Here is a 14,510-nt window from a genome sequence, read left to right on the forward strand (position 1 = left end):
GAACCAGTTGGGACCTGGAGACGAGGCGGTGCGGGCTTGTGGGTCAGAAGACCGGCTCGCGAACCGGCTCGCAGCTGTTGTCGAAGGGCGCGTGCTCGATCCGTTCGTGCTCGCGCAGCTGCGAGTCGAGGGCGTCCTTCTCCCACCGCTGCACGGCGATGTCGTACAGGTGGCCGGCAACCGCCTCCGGGTCGTCGCGATCCTCAGATCGGCCCTCGAGGCTGTCGGCCCAGGCCCGGTCCACCGCCTCCCCCACCGAGGCCCACTCCCAGCTCTCGCGCAGGATGATCATCCTCGTCTCCTCGGAGTCCGGGACAGAGGAGATCGTGTCGGCCTCGACGAGAAGCTGACCGACGCGGTCGCGGGCATCGGTGAGCTTCTCGCGCTCGCGGTCGAGCTGGTGCTCTTCCTCCAGGCTGAGTCCGTTGATCTCGTCCTCGAGGGAGATCCGGGGACCGAACCGTCCGTCGTGCTGGCGGGCGGCCTCTCGTGCTGCTTCGGCGTCGATCTTCATACCTGCTAGGTACGCGGGGTCCCAGCAGACTTGCACAGATGAGGGCTTCGAGCCGTTGGTCACTCGTGGGTGCCCCGGTTCTCATCGAGCGCGGCGAGGGCCAGAATGTCCAACATGACGCCGCGCAAGGCGCTGAACCCCGACGCGATCGCCGTCGAGGAAGCCGCCCGGATCACCAACCTCAAACCAAGTGTCCTGAGGCGCCTGCGCCGAGAGGGCCTCCTCAGCAGGTTGCCCGGTCGCACGACCTACTCGCGGCAAGAAGCTCATGCGTTGGCAGCTGACCCCTGGATCACGGGACGAGAAGTAGCCGAGATCCTCTCGATCTCCCACGAACGAGTCAGCCAGCTCGCGAAACGCGAGAGGATCCCGGTGCATGTGGGTGTGAGTGGGCGTCGCTTCTATCGACGTTCGTTGATCGTGCTCGTCTCCAATGCGCGGCGAGCCCGCGCGAGCCAAGAGTCCAGCCAGGTTGCAGCCGACGGGTAGCGCGCTCACTGAGCCACCCTGGTCACCAGCCGCGCACGTTCGGGCGGTGCTTGGTGACGTACCAGTGCCCGCCCGGGCCACGTTCGAGCCACACGTAGTCGAGCAGACTGTCGCCTTGGGACCAGTCCGAGGATCCTCGGGAGCGGGACTTCTGAACCACCTGCACGGCCACCGTGCGCGCGTCGCCGGTCTGGTCGAACGCTGAGTCGAGCTCGGAGTTCACCACGTCGACAGTGCCTTCTCGCTTCAGCCGCACCGTCTCGTTCCAGTCGGTCGTCGAGGCGACGTCGTTGTTCTCCTCAGCCCACTTCCTGTACACGCCTGGGGTCATGAACGTGCGCACGTTGTCGGTAGCGGCGTTCGGTTCACCGTCGCGCCAGGAGTAGGTACGCAGGGTCTTGACGAACAGCTCGGCCCGCAGGCGTGCGTCGTGGTCATCGGCCGCGGCCAGTTGCTCCTGTTCCCCGCCCTCGACGTCCGGGGAGGGCGAGCCGGCGGTCGCAGGAGGGCCGGGTGTTGGTTCGTCCGCGGGTCCGTCGTCGCCGACGCAGCCGGCCAGGAGGGCACCGAGGGCCACCACCAGGGTCAGGGTCCGCCGCATGCGTTCGTCTCCTCGAGCTGAGCTGCTGGTCTCGGGAAGGAACATGCGCCACTGGCTCGAACTCTGGGCTGCGTGTGAGTGGGGAAGCCACCGATTCAGGTACTGACTTGGTGTCCGGTTTGGCTGGATTAGCCCCACCCGCCGCTGCGAGCATGGTTCCTAGGAGGTTGCATCCATGCTCGCCACATTGGCTCTCGCCCACGCCATCGTCACCGGGTTCGTCGGCGGCTGGTGGCTGCGGCACCCGGTCGAGCGCTACGCCAAGGAAGGCCTGTTCGCAGCCGGCAGCACGATCCTGGTGCTGGCCATCGGTTCCCAGTACGGCGCCCTCGCGCTCTTCTCGGCCGCGTTCGTCGGCTTCTGGGCCAGCTACGAACCCGACGAGTGGCGGCCCCGTCCAGCGTCCTAGCCGTTCGCCCGCCGCATCGCCACGCCGAGGGCGATCCGCGGCCTCACCGCCCATGCGTGCGTTGTTGCCCACGCATGCCTCCACCACTGCAACTTAGTCCACGGTTGTTCCAGAGGCCTCAGCGTGGTCGCGGCGCCGTGAGTGCTGCCGAGAGGTTGTCGAGGGCGCCGGGAGCGAGTCGGTAGTAGGCCCATCGGCCACGCTGCTCGCGTTCGACCAGGCCGGCGGCGGTGAGCTTCTTCATGTGGTGGGAGACGGTGGGCTGGCTGAGTCCGACGGGTCCGGTGAGGTCGCAGATGCATGCTTCGTCGCCGGCGGCGGCCGCGATCAGTGACAGGAGTCGGACTCGGGTGGGGTCGCTGAGCGCCTTGAAGATGCCGGCGAGGTGGACGGCCTGGTCCTGGCTCAGGCTCGGCTCGAGCACCGAGGCGCAGCACGTTGTGGCTGACGCGTTGAGGGCGAGGGTCGTGGTGCTCATGGGTCGATCATCTCACACTCATTGACAAACGTCGATGCATCGACCATTGTCAATGCATAGATGAACGTCGATAGATCGGAGATTGTCGTGACTGCTGAGGAACTGACCGAGCAGGTGCGGAGCCGCTACGCCAGGGCCGCCACCCAAGTCCGTGGCGGCGCGACCAACGTTGAGGTCCTGGACGAGACCGAATCGTCCTGTTGCGACGCCAGCGACGTTGTCGTGGGCGATGCGTTCGGCGAGCGCCTGTACTCGGCCGAGGAGACCGGCGAGCTGCCGGCCGAGGCGGTCGCCGCGAGCCTGGGCTGCGGGAACCCGCTGATGGTCGCGGCGCTGAACCCGGGGGAGACGGTCCTGGATCTGGGCTCTGGCGGCGGTATCGACGTGCTGCTGTCGGCACGTCGCGTGGGGCCGACCGGGTTCGCCTACGGCGTGGACATGACCGTCGAGATGCTCGAGCTCGCCCGCGCCAACGCCGAGAAGGCCGGCGCCGAGAACGTGGAGTTCCTGCAGGGCACGATCGAGGACGTCCCGCTGCCGGACGCCTCCATCGACGTGGTGATCTCCAACTGCGTGGTGAACCTCTCGACCGACAAGCCCGCCGTGCTGCGCGAGATGTACCGGGTGCTGGCGCCGGGCGGTCGGATCGGGATCTCCGACGTGGTCGCCGAGGACCACCTCTCACCGGAGGAGCGCGCCTCACGGGGCAGCTACGCCGGCTGCATCGCCGGCGCCCTGAGCCGCGCCGAGTACCTCGACGGCCTCGCCGCGGCCGGCTTCACCGATGTGCAGGTCGAGTACACCCACCAGGCCGTGCCGCAGATGCACAACGCCATCATCCGCGCGACCAAGCCGGCATGAACCAATCCGCTCGAGCATTCCAGGCCGCCCGCCGCGCGGCGATCAGGGCTCCGCATAGGCCGGCGGTCACCCTCGAGGACGTCGAGGCAGCGTTCGGTCCACGATGCGGCGAGGCCAGGTCCGTCTCGGCCGAGGTGCCGCTGCGCCGAGTCGTCGGCACCCTCGCCCGGGCCGAAGACTTCGACCGCGAGCTGCGACCCACCCGGAGCCACGTCGCGCAGCGGTGGCACTCGGTGCACCGCGCCCACACCCAGAGCCAGCACCTCGGCTGCGTGAGCCTGCTGCAGACCGGCGACTTCTACCTCATCGTCGACGGCCACCACCGAGCCTCGGTCGCCCGCGCCGCCGACCAGCTCACCATCGACGCCTGCGTCCAAGAGGTCTGCACCCACCGGCCCGCTTGCCTGGCCTGCCTCCCAGAGGACGCCGAATGAGCCAGACCGCCGTCGAGGCTGTCCCTCGGCTCGGCCTGGTGGACCGGTTCCTAGCCGTCTGGATCGTCGTGGCCATGGCCACCGGCCTGCTGCTCGGCCGCCTGGTCCCGGGTCTGGACGATGCGCTCAGCGCGATCGAGGTCGGATCGGTCAGTGTGCCGATCGCGATCGGCCTGCTGGTGATGATGTACCCAGTCCTGGCGAAGGTCCGCTACGACCAGGTCGACACCGTGCTCACCGACCGCCGCCTCGTGGTGCTGTCGCTGGCGCTGAACTGGATCGTCGGCCCGGCACTCATGTTCGCCCTGGCCTGGCTGATGCTGCCGGACCTGCCGGAGTACCGCACCGGTCTGATCATCGTCGGCCTGGCGCGCTGCATCGCCATGGTGCTGATCTGGAACGACCTGGCCTGCGGCGACCGCGAGGCTGCCGCTGTGCTGGTCGCAGTCAACAGCATCTTCCAGCTGCTCGCGTTCGCCGCACTCGGCTGGTTCTACCTGCAGGTCCTGCCCGGCTGGCTCGGCCTGGAGACCACCAGCGCTGAGTTCAGCATCGGCGCCATCGCCCTCAGCGTCCTGGTCTTCCTCGGCATCCCCCTGGCGGCCGGATTCGCCAGCCGCGTGCTCGGGGAACGCTGGCGCGGCCGAGACTGGTACGAACAGACCTTCCTGCCCCGCATCAGCCCGCTCGCGCTGTGGGGGCTGCTGTTCACCATCGTGCTGCTCTTCGCCCTCCAGGGCGACGCCATCACCCGGGCCCCCTGGGACGTCGCCCGCATCGCACTGCCGCTGCTGGTCTACTTCATCGCGATGTTCGCCACCGCCTGGGCGGCCAGCCGCGCCGCCGGTCTGGGCTACGAACGCACCACCACCGTGGCGTTCACCGCCGCCGGCAACAACTTCGAGCTCGCGATCGCCGTCGCGATCGGCACCTTCGGCGCCACCTCAGGCCAAGCCCTCGCCGGCGTCGTCGGACCCCTCATCGAAGTCCCTGTGCTGGTCGCCCTCGTCTACGTGGCCCTGTGGTCACGTCGCTTCTTCACACCGACAGGAGACTCGGCATGACCGACGCCACCCAAGCCACGATCGACGACCTGACCTACGCCTTCGACGGCACCTTCACGCCTACGCAAGTCAAGCAGGCTGTCGCCGACGCCAGGGCTGCTCTGGAGCCCCAGGCGACAGTGAGGACCTACTTGCCGGTGCTCGTGCGGCGCTACGCCACCGAGCTGCTCACCGCACAGGCACAGGCCGACGGCAGGCGCGCCAAGGCCGTCCCAGAGCTGCTCTTCGTCTGTGTCCACAACGCCGGCCGCTCCCAGATGGCCGCCGCGATCGCCGAGCACCTCGCACCGGGCCGCGTGCACGTACGCTCCGCAGGTTCCGCCCCGACCGGCGAGATCAACCCGCAGGCCGTGACAGTCCTCGCCGAGCGAGGCATCGACCTGACCACCAGCTACCCCAAACCGCTCACCGACACGGTCCTGCACGCCGCCGACGTCATCGTGACGATGGGGTGCGGCGACACATGCCCCATCTTCCCGGGCAAGCAGTACCTCGACTGGGACGTGGCCGATCCCGAAGGCGCACCCCTGGAGACCGTCCGCGACATCCGCGACGACCTCCAAGCCCGCGTCACCGCACTCCTGCGCGACCTCGACCTCTGACCGACGAACAGGCAAGCACCCATGACCGAGACCACCCACCGTCCCACTGTCCTGTTCGTCTGTGTCCACAACGCCGGCCGCTCCCAGATGGCCGCGGGCTACCTGGAGCACTTCGCCGGAGACCAGGTCGAAGTCCTCTCGGCCGGCTCCCAACCCGCCGACCAGGTCAACCCTGCCGCCGTCGCGGTCATGGCCGAAGAAGGCATCGACATCACCGCCTCGACACCCAAGCTGCTCACCGACAGCGCAGTGGAACGAGCCGACGTCGTCATCACCATGGGATGCGGGGACGAGTGCCCCTTCTTCCCCGGCAAGAGGTACGAGGACTGGGTCCTCGAGGACCCGGCCGGCCGAGACGCGGCTGCGGTCCGTCCGATCCGCGATGAGATCCGCGCACGAGTCCAGGCGTTGATCGACTCACTGTCCTGATCGCCGCTACCGTGGATCTCATGCGCGACAACGCCTACGTGGCCCTTCCGGCTCGTAGGCCGTCGTACGCCTGCTGTGACGGTGAGGAACCGGTCAGCTGACCAAGCGCCTGCGCGCTTCAGCCGACCCATTTCTCCTCACCCACCTCGAGAGCACAGCCATGCCCGTAGACCTGCGTGTCCGCCCTGTCCTGTACCTGACCGCCGCTGCCGCCTGCTGGGGCATCGGCACCGTCCTCAGCAAACAAGTCCTCGACCGAGACGTCGAACCACTGACCCTGCTGGCCATCGAGCTCGCAGCCAGCTGCACGCTCCTTCTGACCATCGCCCTGGCTCGCCGCTCCAGGTGGACCCTGACACGATCAACAGCCAAGCTCACCGCGCTCGGCGTCCTGAACCCCGGCCTAGCCTACGCCCTGGGCCTGTGGGGACTCACCTACATCAGCGCCAGCATGTCCGTGCTGCTCTGGGCCCTCGAACCGGTCTTCATCGTCGCTCTGGCCGTCTTCGTCCTGCGCCAGGAGGTGGCCCGGGCCACCGTCGTGGCGATCGCCGCCGCCGTCGTGGGTGTCATTCTCATCGCCTACCGTCCCGGCCTCGATGTGGACCCCCGTGGCATTGTCCTGACGCTGCTGGCTGTCCTGTCGTGCGCGATCTACACCGTCCTGACCCAGAGGCTCATGCTCGATGATGCCTCCGAAGTTGTCGTGATCTGCCAACAGGCGGCGGCCCTTGCGTTCGCCGGGATCCTTGCCGCCGCCGCCGTGACCAGCGGACTCACCCCTCAGGGGTTACCGGCCGTCCCCGCAACATGGCTACTGGCGGCCGGGTCCGGGGTGGTCTACTACGGACTCGCTTTCACCTTCTTCGTCGCAGGCCTGCGCGAGGTCCCTGCTTCGACCGCAGGCACCTTCCTCCCGCTGGTCCCCGTCTTCGGCCTCGCGGCGGCGTTCGTTGCGGGCGATCGCCTCCTGACGCAGCAGTGGCTCGGAGCGCTCCTCGTGATACTCGCCGCGGTCGCGGCGGTGGTGCGCACACGGTGAATGCGGTCTTCGCTGCACACCGACAGCGGGTGTCGATCGCGCCTCGGGCACGGTTCGTGAGGTTCCGCACGGTCTCTAGGTTCGGCCCCAAGCCCTCGTGCCACGCTTCGGCGAAAGACTGCCCACCGCGCCTGGGGCCCATATGGCCGCTCGAGCAATTCAGGCCACCGACTCTCGAGGTCCAAGCGTCGGTGCGATGTGCCTGGCTGGGACCTAGCGGCCCTCGCTGGCGAGTTCCATGATCCAGGCCTCGGAAGTCCGGCCTCGTCGCTTGTCGATCGCGATCTTCGCTCGCGCGGCGGCGATGGCCTCGCGCTTCGTGACCCAGCGAGCGTTCTGCGACGACTGGCTGGAGGCGTGGCCGTTCACGCTGCTGTGCTGCGGCGACTGGCTGGTGGTCATGAGTCTGCTCCGTCGTCGTTCTCTGGTGTCCATTGTGCCTCAGCCTCCGGCGTTGAACCAGGTTCCTCCGCCTCGCCCTGGGCGGCGTAGGCATCGAGAGTGCGGTCGAGTGCGGCGTCGATCAGGTCCGTCTCGTGCTCTGCCGCGTACTCGCTCTGACCCAGCGCCTCCAGGACGCTGTAACCGACCTCGCGGTGCTCGGAGTCGTCGTGGAGGGTGAGGTCGAGCGCCCAGCGGGCACGGTCCCACCACTGTGCCTTCCGGTCGGCGGCCTGGCGGGACTTCACCGTCTTGTGGACGCCGACGTAGGCGATCGTGGCGGCGACAACGGCGGCGAGCCCACCGAAGCCAGGCGACATGACGAACTCGGTCCAGGGGAAGTCACCCATCGCGCTTCTCCTCGGTCGACGTCCGCCGGCGGCTTTCGCTACGTCGGTCCCACAGCACGTAGGTGACCAGCGGGGCACCGAAGACGAAGGCGGTGAGCATCAGTGAGCCAGCGACGAACAACACCGAACCGACCAGAGCCGCCACGAAGCTCCCCGTCCAGACCAGACCGACCCCCACCGCTGAGTACAAGAACCCCAGACTCCCCAGGCGCAGGAAGATCCGCCTGAGGACCGCGATGTCGTCTTGAACTCGGTCGTTCATGCGCCCCTCCGATGCTGCCTACGGATTCGTCACCTTCTAGGTACGCGGCACGACTCCGGCTTCGCTCACGGTGTCCGTCCTCCCTGTCACGATGAGCAGATGAATCGGTGGGAGTGGGGGCAGGCGTTCATCGACCAGCTCGCCACACGGGTGGGTGAGGAGTCTGCCGAGGTGGGTGGAACGTGACGGGGTTGCCGAGCAGGCCGAGAGGCCCTACGCCCATCTAGGTGTATGAGGCCATGACGTTGTTGACGCGTGTCGGTGCTGCAGAGGCAGGCGGTTGCGCGTCGTGAGCGCCGTGGGGACGGTGATAGTTGTAGTGCCGGTTCCACGTTTCCAGCGCGGCAGCGCGTTCTGCTTCCGAGCGCCAGATGCGCGCGTAGAGGAACTCTTCAGCGAGGATCCGGTTGTAGCGCTCGACTTTGCCGTTGTGTCGAGGCGTGTATGGCGTGATGCGCTGGTGTCGGCTGGTCCCGACCGCTTCGCGGAAGGCAGCAGATCGGTAGCAGGAACCGTTGTCAGTCACGACGCGCTCGATCCGGGTGATGCCGTGCTTAGCGAACCAGGCTCTGGCCCGCCCGAAGAACGCGACGGCAGTGACGGCCCTCTCATCCGGTAACGCTTCTGTGTAAGCGAGTCGGGTGTGTCCGTCGATGGCGGAATGCAGGTAGATGTACCCGGTCCTGGCACCGCGGGTCTTCGTGCGGGCGACAGCCTTGGCCTTCTCGCTGCCTTTGCCGTGCACACGCCACCCGCCGCCGTCGGGGATGCGCCCGACCTTCTTCACGTCCAGATGCACCATGTGGCCGGGACGTTTGGCGTTGATCCTTTGCGGCTCCCGGTTCGTCTCGCCGTTCGGGTCGATAAACTTCCGTCGATTCAGGCCCAGCTGTGCGAGGAGCCGGGTGATGGTGCGACGGCTCACCGGTGTTCCTGCCTGCTCGAGCTCGAACGCAATACGGGACGCCGACCATTTGTGTTCCCGCCGCATCGACTCGATCTGCTGCACGAGGCAGCCAGGCGTTGCAGATGGCTGTCGGGCCGGAGAAGATGAGCGGTCCAGTAGGCCGGTCTTCCCGAATCGCTTGTATCTGTTGACCCATTTCGAGGCGGTTGCGCGGGAGATCCCCATCTCGGCGGCCACGTGGGAGATAGGGCGGGTGCGGCAGCGTTCGATCAGGCGGCGTCGGCCTTCGGGTGAGAGGGGAGCGTTGGCATGCGTAGGCGAGGTCATGGCTGCTCTCAGCGATCTCAGATCAGCTCCATCACCGGGCCTTCATGCACGGCCTCGTAGATCACGTTGCGGATCACGTTGGCCTCTTCCGAGGTCAGGGTGCGGTCGATGGGGCGCAGCATGATCCGGATCAGGAGATTGACTTGTCTTTCCAGAGTGCCGAGCCTAGAGCGCGCGGCCTCGGGTAGTCCCTCGTGGGGTGTGCGGCTGAGAATCTCGAGAGACTCGATGACGTCGGCGTTATCTCCGAGGGCGACGCGGATGCGGTCACCAAGCGTCTCCTCGTCCTCTTGTGCATCCACGACGACTGAAATGTCGCGCCGGGCCGCAGGCAGAAGTGAAACGTGCTGCCATGGATCCAGGGTGAGCATCTGGGTTGCTATGCGCGGGTCTTCTGCCCGGAGATAGCGGATGTCAGGGATGCCCTTGCGCAGCATGAGTGCACGTTCAAGGCCCATACCGAGAGCCAGGCCGGACCATCGCTCGGGGTCGAGGCCCGATCCGCGCAGCACCTCGGGATGGATGCGGCCGCACTCGGCGAGCTCAAGCCATTCGTCGTCGTGGAGCACGTCGATCTGCCTACCACCGACGGTGTATGGGTGCGCCACGTCTGTTGTTCTCCACTGCGCATCCGGAAGGACTGCCTCGACCAAGTGGCCGATCATCGTGAGCATGTCCTCGTCATCGGTATCCGGAGTGCTACGGATGCGCCACAAGTCCACCTGGTGGGGTTCCCCCACGTGGGTGCGATCGACGGCGTCGCGACGGTAGACGAGGCCGGGCACCACGAGTAACTCATCCACCTCGGACATCCCCGCATAGTCCTCAAGGACGCGCGGGAGTTCGGCACTCATATGACTGCGAAGCATCACTGCAGGGCTGATGTAACGGGTGTACCGGCGAGCCCGAGTAACATCATCCGGGTCGTAACCGAGGCGGTCGTAGTTGTCCCGAACAGGAACGACCGGCGAGCTGCGCACATACCGGAGGGAGCTGTCCCACTCGGGCTGCAAACGGTCGATGACCGATTGCAGCAATGTCAGGATGGCGTGAGGCCCCTGGTCGGGATCGGTGAGGTCGCGCACGTTGAGAGCGCGATAGAGCTGGTCGGAAGTCAGATAGTCGGCGTGCGACATGCGAAGGTCTCCAAGAAGATGGCAGGTAGGTGAAGGACGAGAAAATTCCCCCGGCCGTACCTGCGGAGACCTACTGCGCTACGACTGCGCGTCGAAGACCCCGCGGCCATATCCCGGCCGGGGGTCTTGAAATCGCTGCTGCATCCGCATGACACCAGTGTAGCTGCGCGACCAGCCACCCGCGAGAAACGTCAACAACCTCCTGGCCAGCAACATCTAGGGCGTGGTCTCGTTAGTCGGGGGCGGTCGGTCGAGGTGTGTCGCGTTCTGCGGAAAAGACTCGCTGGGACATGGGGAAAGCGTCACAGTCTGCGACAATCCTGGCAGACCGTGGCGCAAGGGCCTGGGGCAAGAGACCAAGACTCCCTGTGGCTACACCTACCAACAGACCTCGGCGCGCGAGCCGGAGAAGGAGTACGACATCAGCGCGCTGATCCGCTACCGGATCACGTGGGCATGTGACGGTGACAGCTGTGACGAGGACCCGGGCGATCTTGGCACCCTGGACTCACCTCCAGGCACCGCCACCCTGCAGGTAGGCGAGCGTCACGCCGTCATCGTCAACTGAGTCACCGGTCAGCCATCGGAGGTCGATCCCGGCGCCGCCGAGTTCGACCTCTCGCCGACGCGGGCCGGGCCGTGGTGACCTCGGGCCTGCTCGCCACGGGCAGGCGCTCGAACGCTCAACCGTCGGACAGCGTCCCGACCGGCCGGTGGGTCTTGCCATGCCACCTCAAGTTGTGGGCGCTGCGCCGGTTCGGCGATGCCCCTGTTCAGTCCGTCCGCCTGCCGTCGAGACGCCGGCCGGTGGTGGACCGAAACCGCCATCCCATGGTGGCGGACCAAGCGAGTCCCACGCCAGCAAGAGCCACGAGAGCCCATTGGCGTGCCGTCTGCCATCGCACGGCCGGCGTCAGTTGGTCTGAAAGCTCCACGTCGTCGATAAGCACTTCGGTGCCACCGACAGGCGCCTGGCGTCGGACTGAGCCGTCCGGTCCGATCATCGCGGAGATGCCGTTCGTGGAGGCGACCACGACTGATCGGCCGGACTCGACGGCGCGGGCCCGGGTGATCGCGAACTGCTGCTCCAGCTGGGTGGTTCCGAAGAAGGTGGCGTTGCTGGTCTGCACGGCCACGATCTCCGCCCCTCGTGCCACCTGTTCAGGCACGACATCGTCGTAGGCGACGTCGAAGCAGATCGCTGCGGCAAACCGGACGCCACCGATGCTGATCGTCTGGGACCTCGGGCCCGGCAGCATGTCACGCGGAACGAGACTGAAGCGGGACGACCAGTTCCCAATCACCGAACGCCACGGGATGTACTCACCGAACGGGACAAGGTGCTGCTTGGTGTAGGCCTGCACCGGCCGACGGTCATCATCGTCGCGCGCGTCCCACAGGAGCCCGCGGTTATAGGCACTCTGCTGCGTTGGTCCGTCGACGATCGCTCCGACGAGGATGGGGGCACCGACGGCTCGGGCCGCACCCTCGATCATCGCGCGCGTGTCGGCGTCGCGAAGCGGGTCGACCGCTGTGGCGTTCTCCGGCCACAGCACCAAGTCGACGCGCTGCCCGTCCTCACGCAACCTGACCCCGAGCTGTTCGGTGGCGGCGACGTGATTGCGGGTCACCTCGCGATGAAATCGCACCAGCTCGGTGCCGTCGCCGGGCACCCCTCCTTGCACGACAGCCACCCTGATCGAACCGGAAGCCTCGACTTCCGGCGGCAGGACCGCCAACCCGAGGGTGACCGCCGCGGCAACGACGCCCAGGCCGGCGCGCCAGATACTTGTGTGTTCGACCCGCCCGATGCCGCGGGCAAGAGTCTCTCCGATCGCGAAGCCGGTCAGGACAACGAGGAATCCGGATCCACTCACTCCAGCCGTCGCTAGGGCACCGGCCCACGGAGTGTCCACCACCGTGTAGCCGAGTCGGCCCCACGGCAGGCCGCCGAGTGGCCACGATGCGCGCAGCGACTCCACTCCGATCCAGACCCCGGCACCCCACAGCGGTGCCGCAGGCAAGGCCGACACCGCGCGGACACCCAGCGCCGCCACGGTGAGGAACACGGACTGTGTGACCGACAGCAGGAGCCAGGCGGCAAGTCCGATCGAGGCATCGAGCCATGCCACATGGAGCAGGAAGAAGGCGAGCCCGAACGCCAGACCATGCCCGGCGACCATACCCAGTCCGACATCACGAATCAGCACCCACAGCGATGCCATCGCCAAGGGAGCCGACCATCCAAGACCGACCGGCGGGAACGCCGCGGCAGCCAGCGCGCCTGCCGCCAGCGACGCGCTGAGGACGACCACCGGCCTGCGCACCCGCGAAGCACCCACCTCGGCCTCCTCTTCGATGCCTCGAAGGAGGCGCTGACGACTCGGTGAGCACTCCAGCCCGACGTGCACCTGAAGCCTCTTGAGGTGAACGTCGCTGGAGCGTCCGGAGTGCCCTCGGCATCGTGGTCATGGTCGTGCGACTCCCCACCGTTGTGTCCCGGTGCGTCCACCCCTTCGGTCAACCACCTACGAGTCCACGAGGCGCCGGAGGCTGATGCCCAGCCGGCTCCTGAGCGGTCGGGCTTGTACCGCGGTGCCGTAGATTGAGTCCGTGGCCGAGACCAGCCGCAGACGGCAGACCGCGAAGCACCGCGCGGGCCGCCTTCCCGGGCGGGCCCTGGTGATCGCTCTGTGCGTCGGCGCGGGGGCTCTGACCCTCAGCGGCGCAGCCCTTCTGGCTGACCCCCAACCGGCAGCCATCGATGGTCCGGTGGCGGGCGTGTCGTCCCCGCTGGTGGACGACAGCGGGGACGCAGCCAGGACCCCCGCCAGGACCCCCGCCCCTGAGCAGACCAGACCCGACCCGTCCAGCGGCCAGTCGTTCCTCACCGCCGACGGTGAGATGCGCGCCGGCACCACAGGTCGCAAGGTCGACTACCGCGTGGAGGTGGAGCGGGGTCTCGGCATCGACACCGAGACCTTCGCCGACGAGGTCGACAGAACGCTGGCCGACCGACGAGGCTGGACCACCCAGGCCTTCAGGTTCCACCGGACGTCGAACGCCTCGCTGCGCGTCGTGCTGGCGAGTCCTGCGACGGCGGACCGCCTTTGTGCTCCCCTGCAGACGAATGGGGAGGTCTCCTGTCGCAACGGCGATGACGTGGTGATCAATGCCCGCCGCTGGGGAGAGGGAGTGGACCACATCGCGAACCTTCGGCAGTACCGCCGATACCTGGTCAACCACGAGGTCGGTCACGCCCTCGGATTCGGTCACGAACCCTGCCCCGGCCCCGACGCGCCGGCTCCGGTGATGCTGCAGCAGACGCTGGACCTCGAGGGCTGCCGCGCCAACCCGTGGCCCTGACCAACAATCGAGGACACTCACCGATGCGTCCGCTGGTCCTGGTCAGACCTCGCGGTCCCCGGCTGATCGCTGCAGGCGAGCCCGCACGTAGTACACCAGTCCGGCCATGAACAGTGCGAAGAGCCCGAGCACCACGAGAAGTCTGTCGCGATCGGCACCCGAGTCGTCCGCAGCGACCGTGGGCGCGGCTTCGTCGGTCGGCGTGGGGGTCGGGGCAGGTGGCGGTGTGGTCGGCGGAGCAGACTGTTCGATGGAGAATTCGAGTGTCCCGGTGACAGCGTGAGCGTCGGCCGAGATGAGTCGGTAGGAGAGCGTGTACTCCCCACCCTCCAGCTCTTCCGCGACCCTTGCGGTGACCGTGCGACCGTCGATCTCTGCAGCAGCGGTCTCGACCTCACCGCCTGCTCCGGAGATCACGACGAAGGCCGGTTCGGCCACCGGCTCGTTCAGCGTCAAGGACACCACGTCAGGAGCGGCCTCCAGGACCTGCCCGTCCTCGGGGTTCGACTCGACCAGCGATGCATGGGCATGAACAGGGGCCGGAAGGAGAACGCCGGTCACCACGACGGGGGCGAGGAGTCGGATGGCTGATCGCACGAGAACCTCTGAAGAATCGGGAACGTTGACGGGGCAACCCGCGCGCAAGGCTACTACGGTGCGTAGTAAAGCACGTCCGCGCAGGGCGCGGAAACGAACCAGACGGTGCCAGAGGTCCATGACCGCAGCCGAGCGCCGGTGGTTCCCGCCGTTGCCGCCCCCCGCCGGGGCGGACAGAGCCCCGCATGAACCCGGCATCTG

General features: G+C 67.4%; 19 protein-coding genes. 9 read left to right on the forward strand and 10 right to left on the reverse strand.

The window, feature by feature from the left end; genetic code table 11:
• Positions 1–43: 43 nt before the first annotated feature.
• Positions 44–514, reverse strand: coding sequence for a hypothetical protein (locus tag ACEVFP_RS14220; protein WP_375000103.1), 471 nt, complete (start codon positions 512–514; stop codon positions 44–46).
• 114 nt (positions 515–628) lie between these two features.
• On the opposite strand from ACEVFP_RS14220, the gene ACEVFP_RS14225 reads away from it, so the two are divergent.
• On the forward strand, positions 629–1,003 hold the full coding sequence (locus ACEVFP_RS14225) for a hypothetical protein (RefSeq protein WP_375000104.1): 375 nt from the start codon (positions 629–631) through the stop codon (positions 1,001–1,003).
• A 22-nt stretch (positions 1,004–1,025) separates the two neighbouring features.
• On the opposite strand, the gene ACEVFP_RS14230 is transcribed toward ACEVFP_RS14225, so the two are convergent.
• Positions 1,026–1,604 (reverse strand): hypothetical protein, encoded by a 579-nt coding sequence (locus ACEVFP_RS14230; protein WP_375000105.1) that lies wholly within the window; start codon positions 1,602–1,604, stop codon positions 1,026–1,028.
• A 175-nt stretch (positions 1,605–1,779) separates the two neighbouring features.
• Between ACEVFP_RS14230 and ACEVFP_RS14235 the strand changes: the two genes are divergently transcribed.
• Complete coding sequence (locus tag ACEVFP_RS14235) at positions 1,780–2,013, forward strand: hypothetical protein (protein WP_375000106.1); 234 nt, start codon at positions 1,780–1,782, stop codon at positions 2,011–2,013.
• Between the two features lie 118 nt (positions 2,014–2,131).
• Here ACEVFP_RS14235 and ACEVFP_RS14240 read toward each other — a convergent pair whose 3' ends face one another.
• The gene (locus tag ACEVFP_RS14240; RefSeq protein WP_375000107.1) at positions 2,132–2,491 is read right to left on the reverse strand and encodes an ArsR/SmtB family transcription factor; all 360 of its coding nucleotides are present in this window, start codon (positions 2,489–2,491) and stop codon (positions 2,132–2,134) included.
• 87 nt (positions 2,492–2,578) lie between these two features.
• Here ACEVFP_RS14240 and arsM point away from each other — a divergent pair, with 87 nt between their 5' ends.
• The 6 genes from arsM (at position 2,579) to ACEVFP_RS14270 (ending at position 6,923) form a co-directional block, all read left to right on the forward strand.
• Positions 2,579–3,352, forward strand: coding sequence for an arsenite methyltransferase (gene arsM, locus ACEVFP_RS14245; protein ID WP_375000108.1), 774 nt, complete (start codon positions 2,579–2,581; stop codon positions 3,350–3,352).
• Entirely contained in the window at positions 3,349–3,786 is a 438-nt protein-coding gene (locus ACEVFP_RS14250; RefSeq protein WP_375000109.1) for a hypothetical protein, read from the forward strand. Before arsM ends, ACEVFP_RS14250 begins: the two co-directional genes overlap by 4 nt.
• Positions 3,783–4,850, forward strand: a complete 1,068-nt coding sequence (gene arsB, locus ACEVFP_RS14255) for an ACR3 family arsenite efflux transporter (RefSeq protein ID WP_375000110.1) — start codon at positions 3,783–3,785, stop codon at positions 4,848–4,850. Before ACEVFP_RS14250 ends, arsB begins: the two co-directional genes overlap by 4 nt.
• A complete protein-coding gene (locus ACEVFP_RS14260; protein ID WP_375000111.1) occupies positions 4,847–5,452 on the forward strand; it encodes a low molecular weight phosphatase family protein in 606 nt (201 codons plus the stop codon). Before arsB ends, ACEVFP_RS14260 begins: the two co-directional genes overlap by 4 nt.
• A gap of 21 nt (positions 5,453–5,473) precedes the next feature.
• Entirely contained in the window at positions 5,474–5,881 is a 408-nt protein-coding gene (locus ACEVFP_RS14265) for an arsenate reductase ArsC (protein ID WP_375000112.1), read from the forward strand.
• A gap of 160 nt (positions 5,882–6,041) precedes the next feature.
• Positions 6,042–6,923: a DMT family transporter gene (locus ACEVFP_RS14270; RefSeq protein ID WP_375000113.1), complete on the forward strand. Its 882-nt coding sequence runs from the start codon at positions 6,042–6,044 to the stop codon at positions 6,921–6,923.
• 213 nt (positions 6,924–7,136) lie between these two features.
• Here the strand turns inward: ACEVFP_RS14270 and ACEVFP_RS14275 are convergent, their stop codons facing one another.
• The 6 genes from ACEVFP_RS14275 to lnt all read right to left on the reverse strand — a co-directional run bounded on the left by ACEVFP_RS14275 (position 7,137) and on the right by lnt (position 12,688).
• On the reverse strand, positions 7,137–7,325 hold the full coding sequence (locus ACEVFP_RS14275) for a hypothetical protein (RefSeq protein WP_375000114.1): 189 nt from the start codon (positions 7,323–7,325) through the stop codon (positions 7,137–7,139).
• On the reverse strand, positions 7,322–7,714 hold the full coding sequence (locus tag ACEVFP_RS14280; RefSeq protein ID WP_375000115.1) for a hypothetical protein: 393 nt from the start codon (positions 7,712–7,714) through the stop codon (positions 7,322–7,324). Before ACEVFP_RS14280 ends, ACEVFP_RS14275 begins: the two co-directional genes overlap by 4 nt.
• Entirely contained in the window at positions 7,707–7,976 is a 270-nt protein-coding gene (locus ACEVFP_RS14285) for a hypothetical protein (protein WP_375000116.1), read from the reverse strand. The genes ACEVFP_RS14280 and ACEVFP_RS14285 overlap by 8 nt, the downstream gene beginning before the upstream one ends.
• Before the next feature lie 223 nt (positions 7,977–8,199).
• Complete coding sequence (locus ACEVFP_RS14290; protein ID WP_374999955.1) at positions 8,200–9,210, reverse strand: IS481 family transposase; 1,011 nt, start codon at positions 9,208–9,210, stop codon at positions 8,200–8,202.
• 17 nt (positions 9,211–9,227) lie between these two features.
• Positions 9,228–10,346, reverse strand: coding sequence for a hypothetical protein (locus ACEVFP_RS14295; protein WP_374999681.1), 1,119 nt, complete (start codon positions 10,344–10,346; stop codon positions 9,228–9,230).
• A 773-nt stretch (positions 10,347–11,119) separates the two neighbouring features.
• The gene (gene lnt, locus ACEVFP_RS14300) at positions 11,120–12,688 is read right to left on the reverse strand and encodes an apolipoprotein N-acyltransferase (RefSeq protein ID WP_375000117.1); all 1,569 of its coding nucleotides are present in this window, start codon (positions 12,686–12,688) and stop codon (positions 11,120–11,122) included.
• 271 nt (positions 12,689–12,959) lie between these two features.
• Here lnt and ACEVFP_RS14305 point away from each other — a divergent pair, with 271 nt between their 5' ends.
• Positions 12,960–13,712, forward strand: a complete 753-nt coding sequence (locus ACEVFP_RS14305) for a DUF3152 domain-containing protein (RefSeq protein ID WP_375000118.1) — start codon at positions 12,960–12,962, stop codon at positions 13,710–13,712.
• A gap of 42 nt (positions 13,713–13,754) precedes the next feature.
• Here the strand turns inward: ACEVFP_RS14305 and ACEVFP_RS14310 are convergent, their stop codons facing one another.
• Positions 13,755–14,429, reverse strand: coding sequence for a copper resistance protein CopC (locus ACEVFP_RS14310; RefSeq protein ID WP_375000119.1), 675 nt, complete (start codon positions 14,427–14,429; stop codon positions 13,755–13,757).
• Positions 14,430–14,510: the final 81 nt, after the last annotated feature.

It is taken from the genome of Aeromicrobium sp. CTD01-1L150, from assembly GCF_041951745.1.
In the GTDB taxonomy this organism is placed as follows: domain Bacteria; phylum Actinomycetota; class Actinomycetes; order Propionibacteriales; family Nocardioidaceae; genus Aeromicrobium.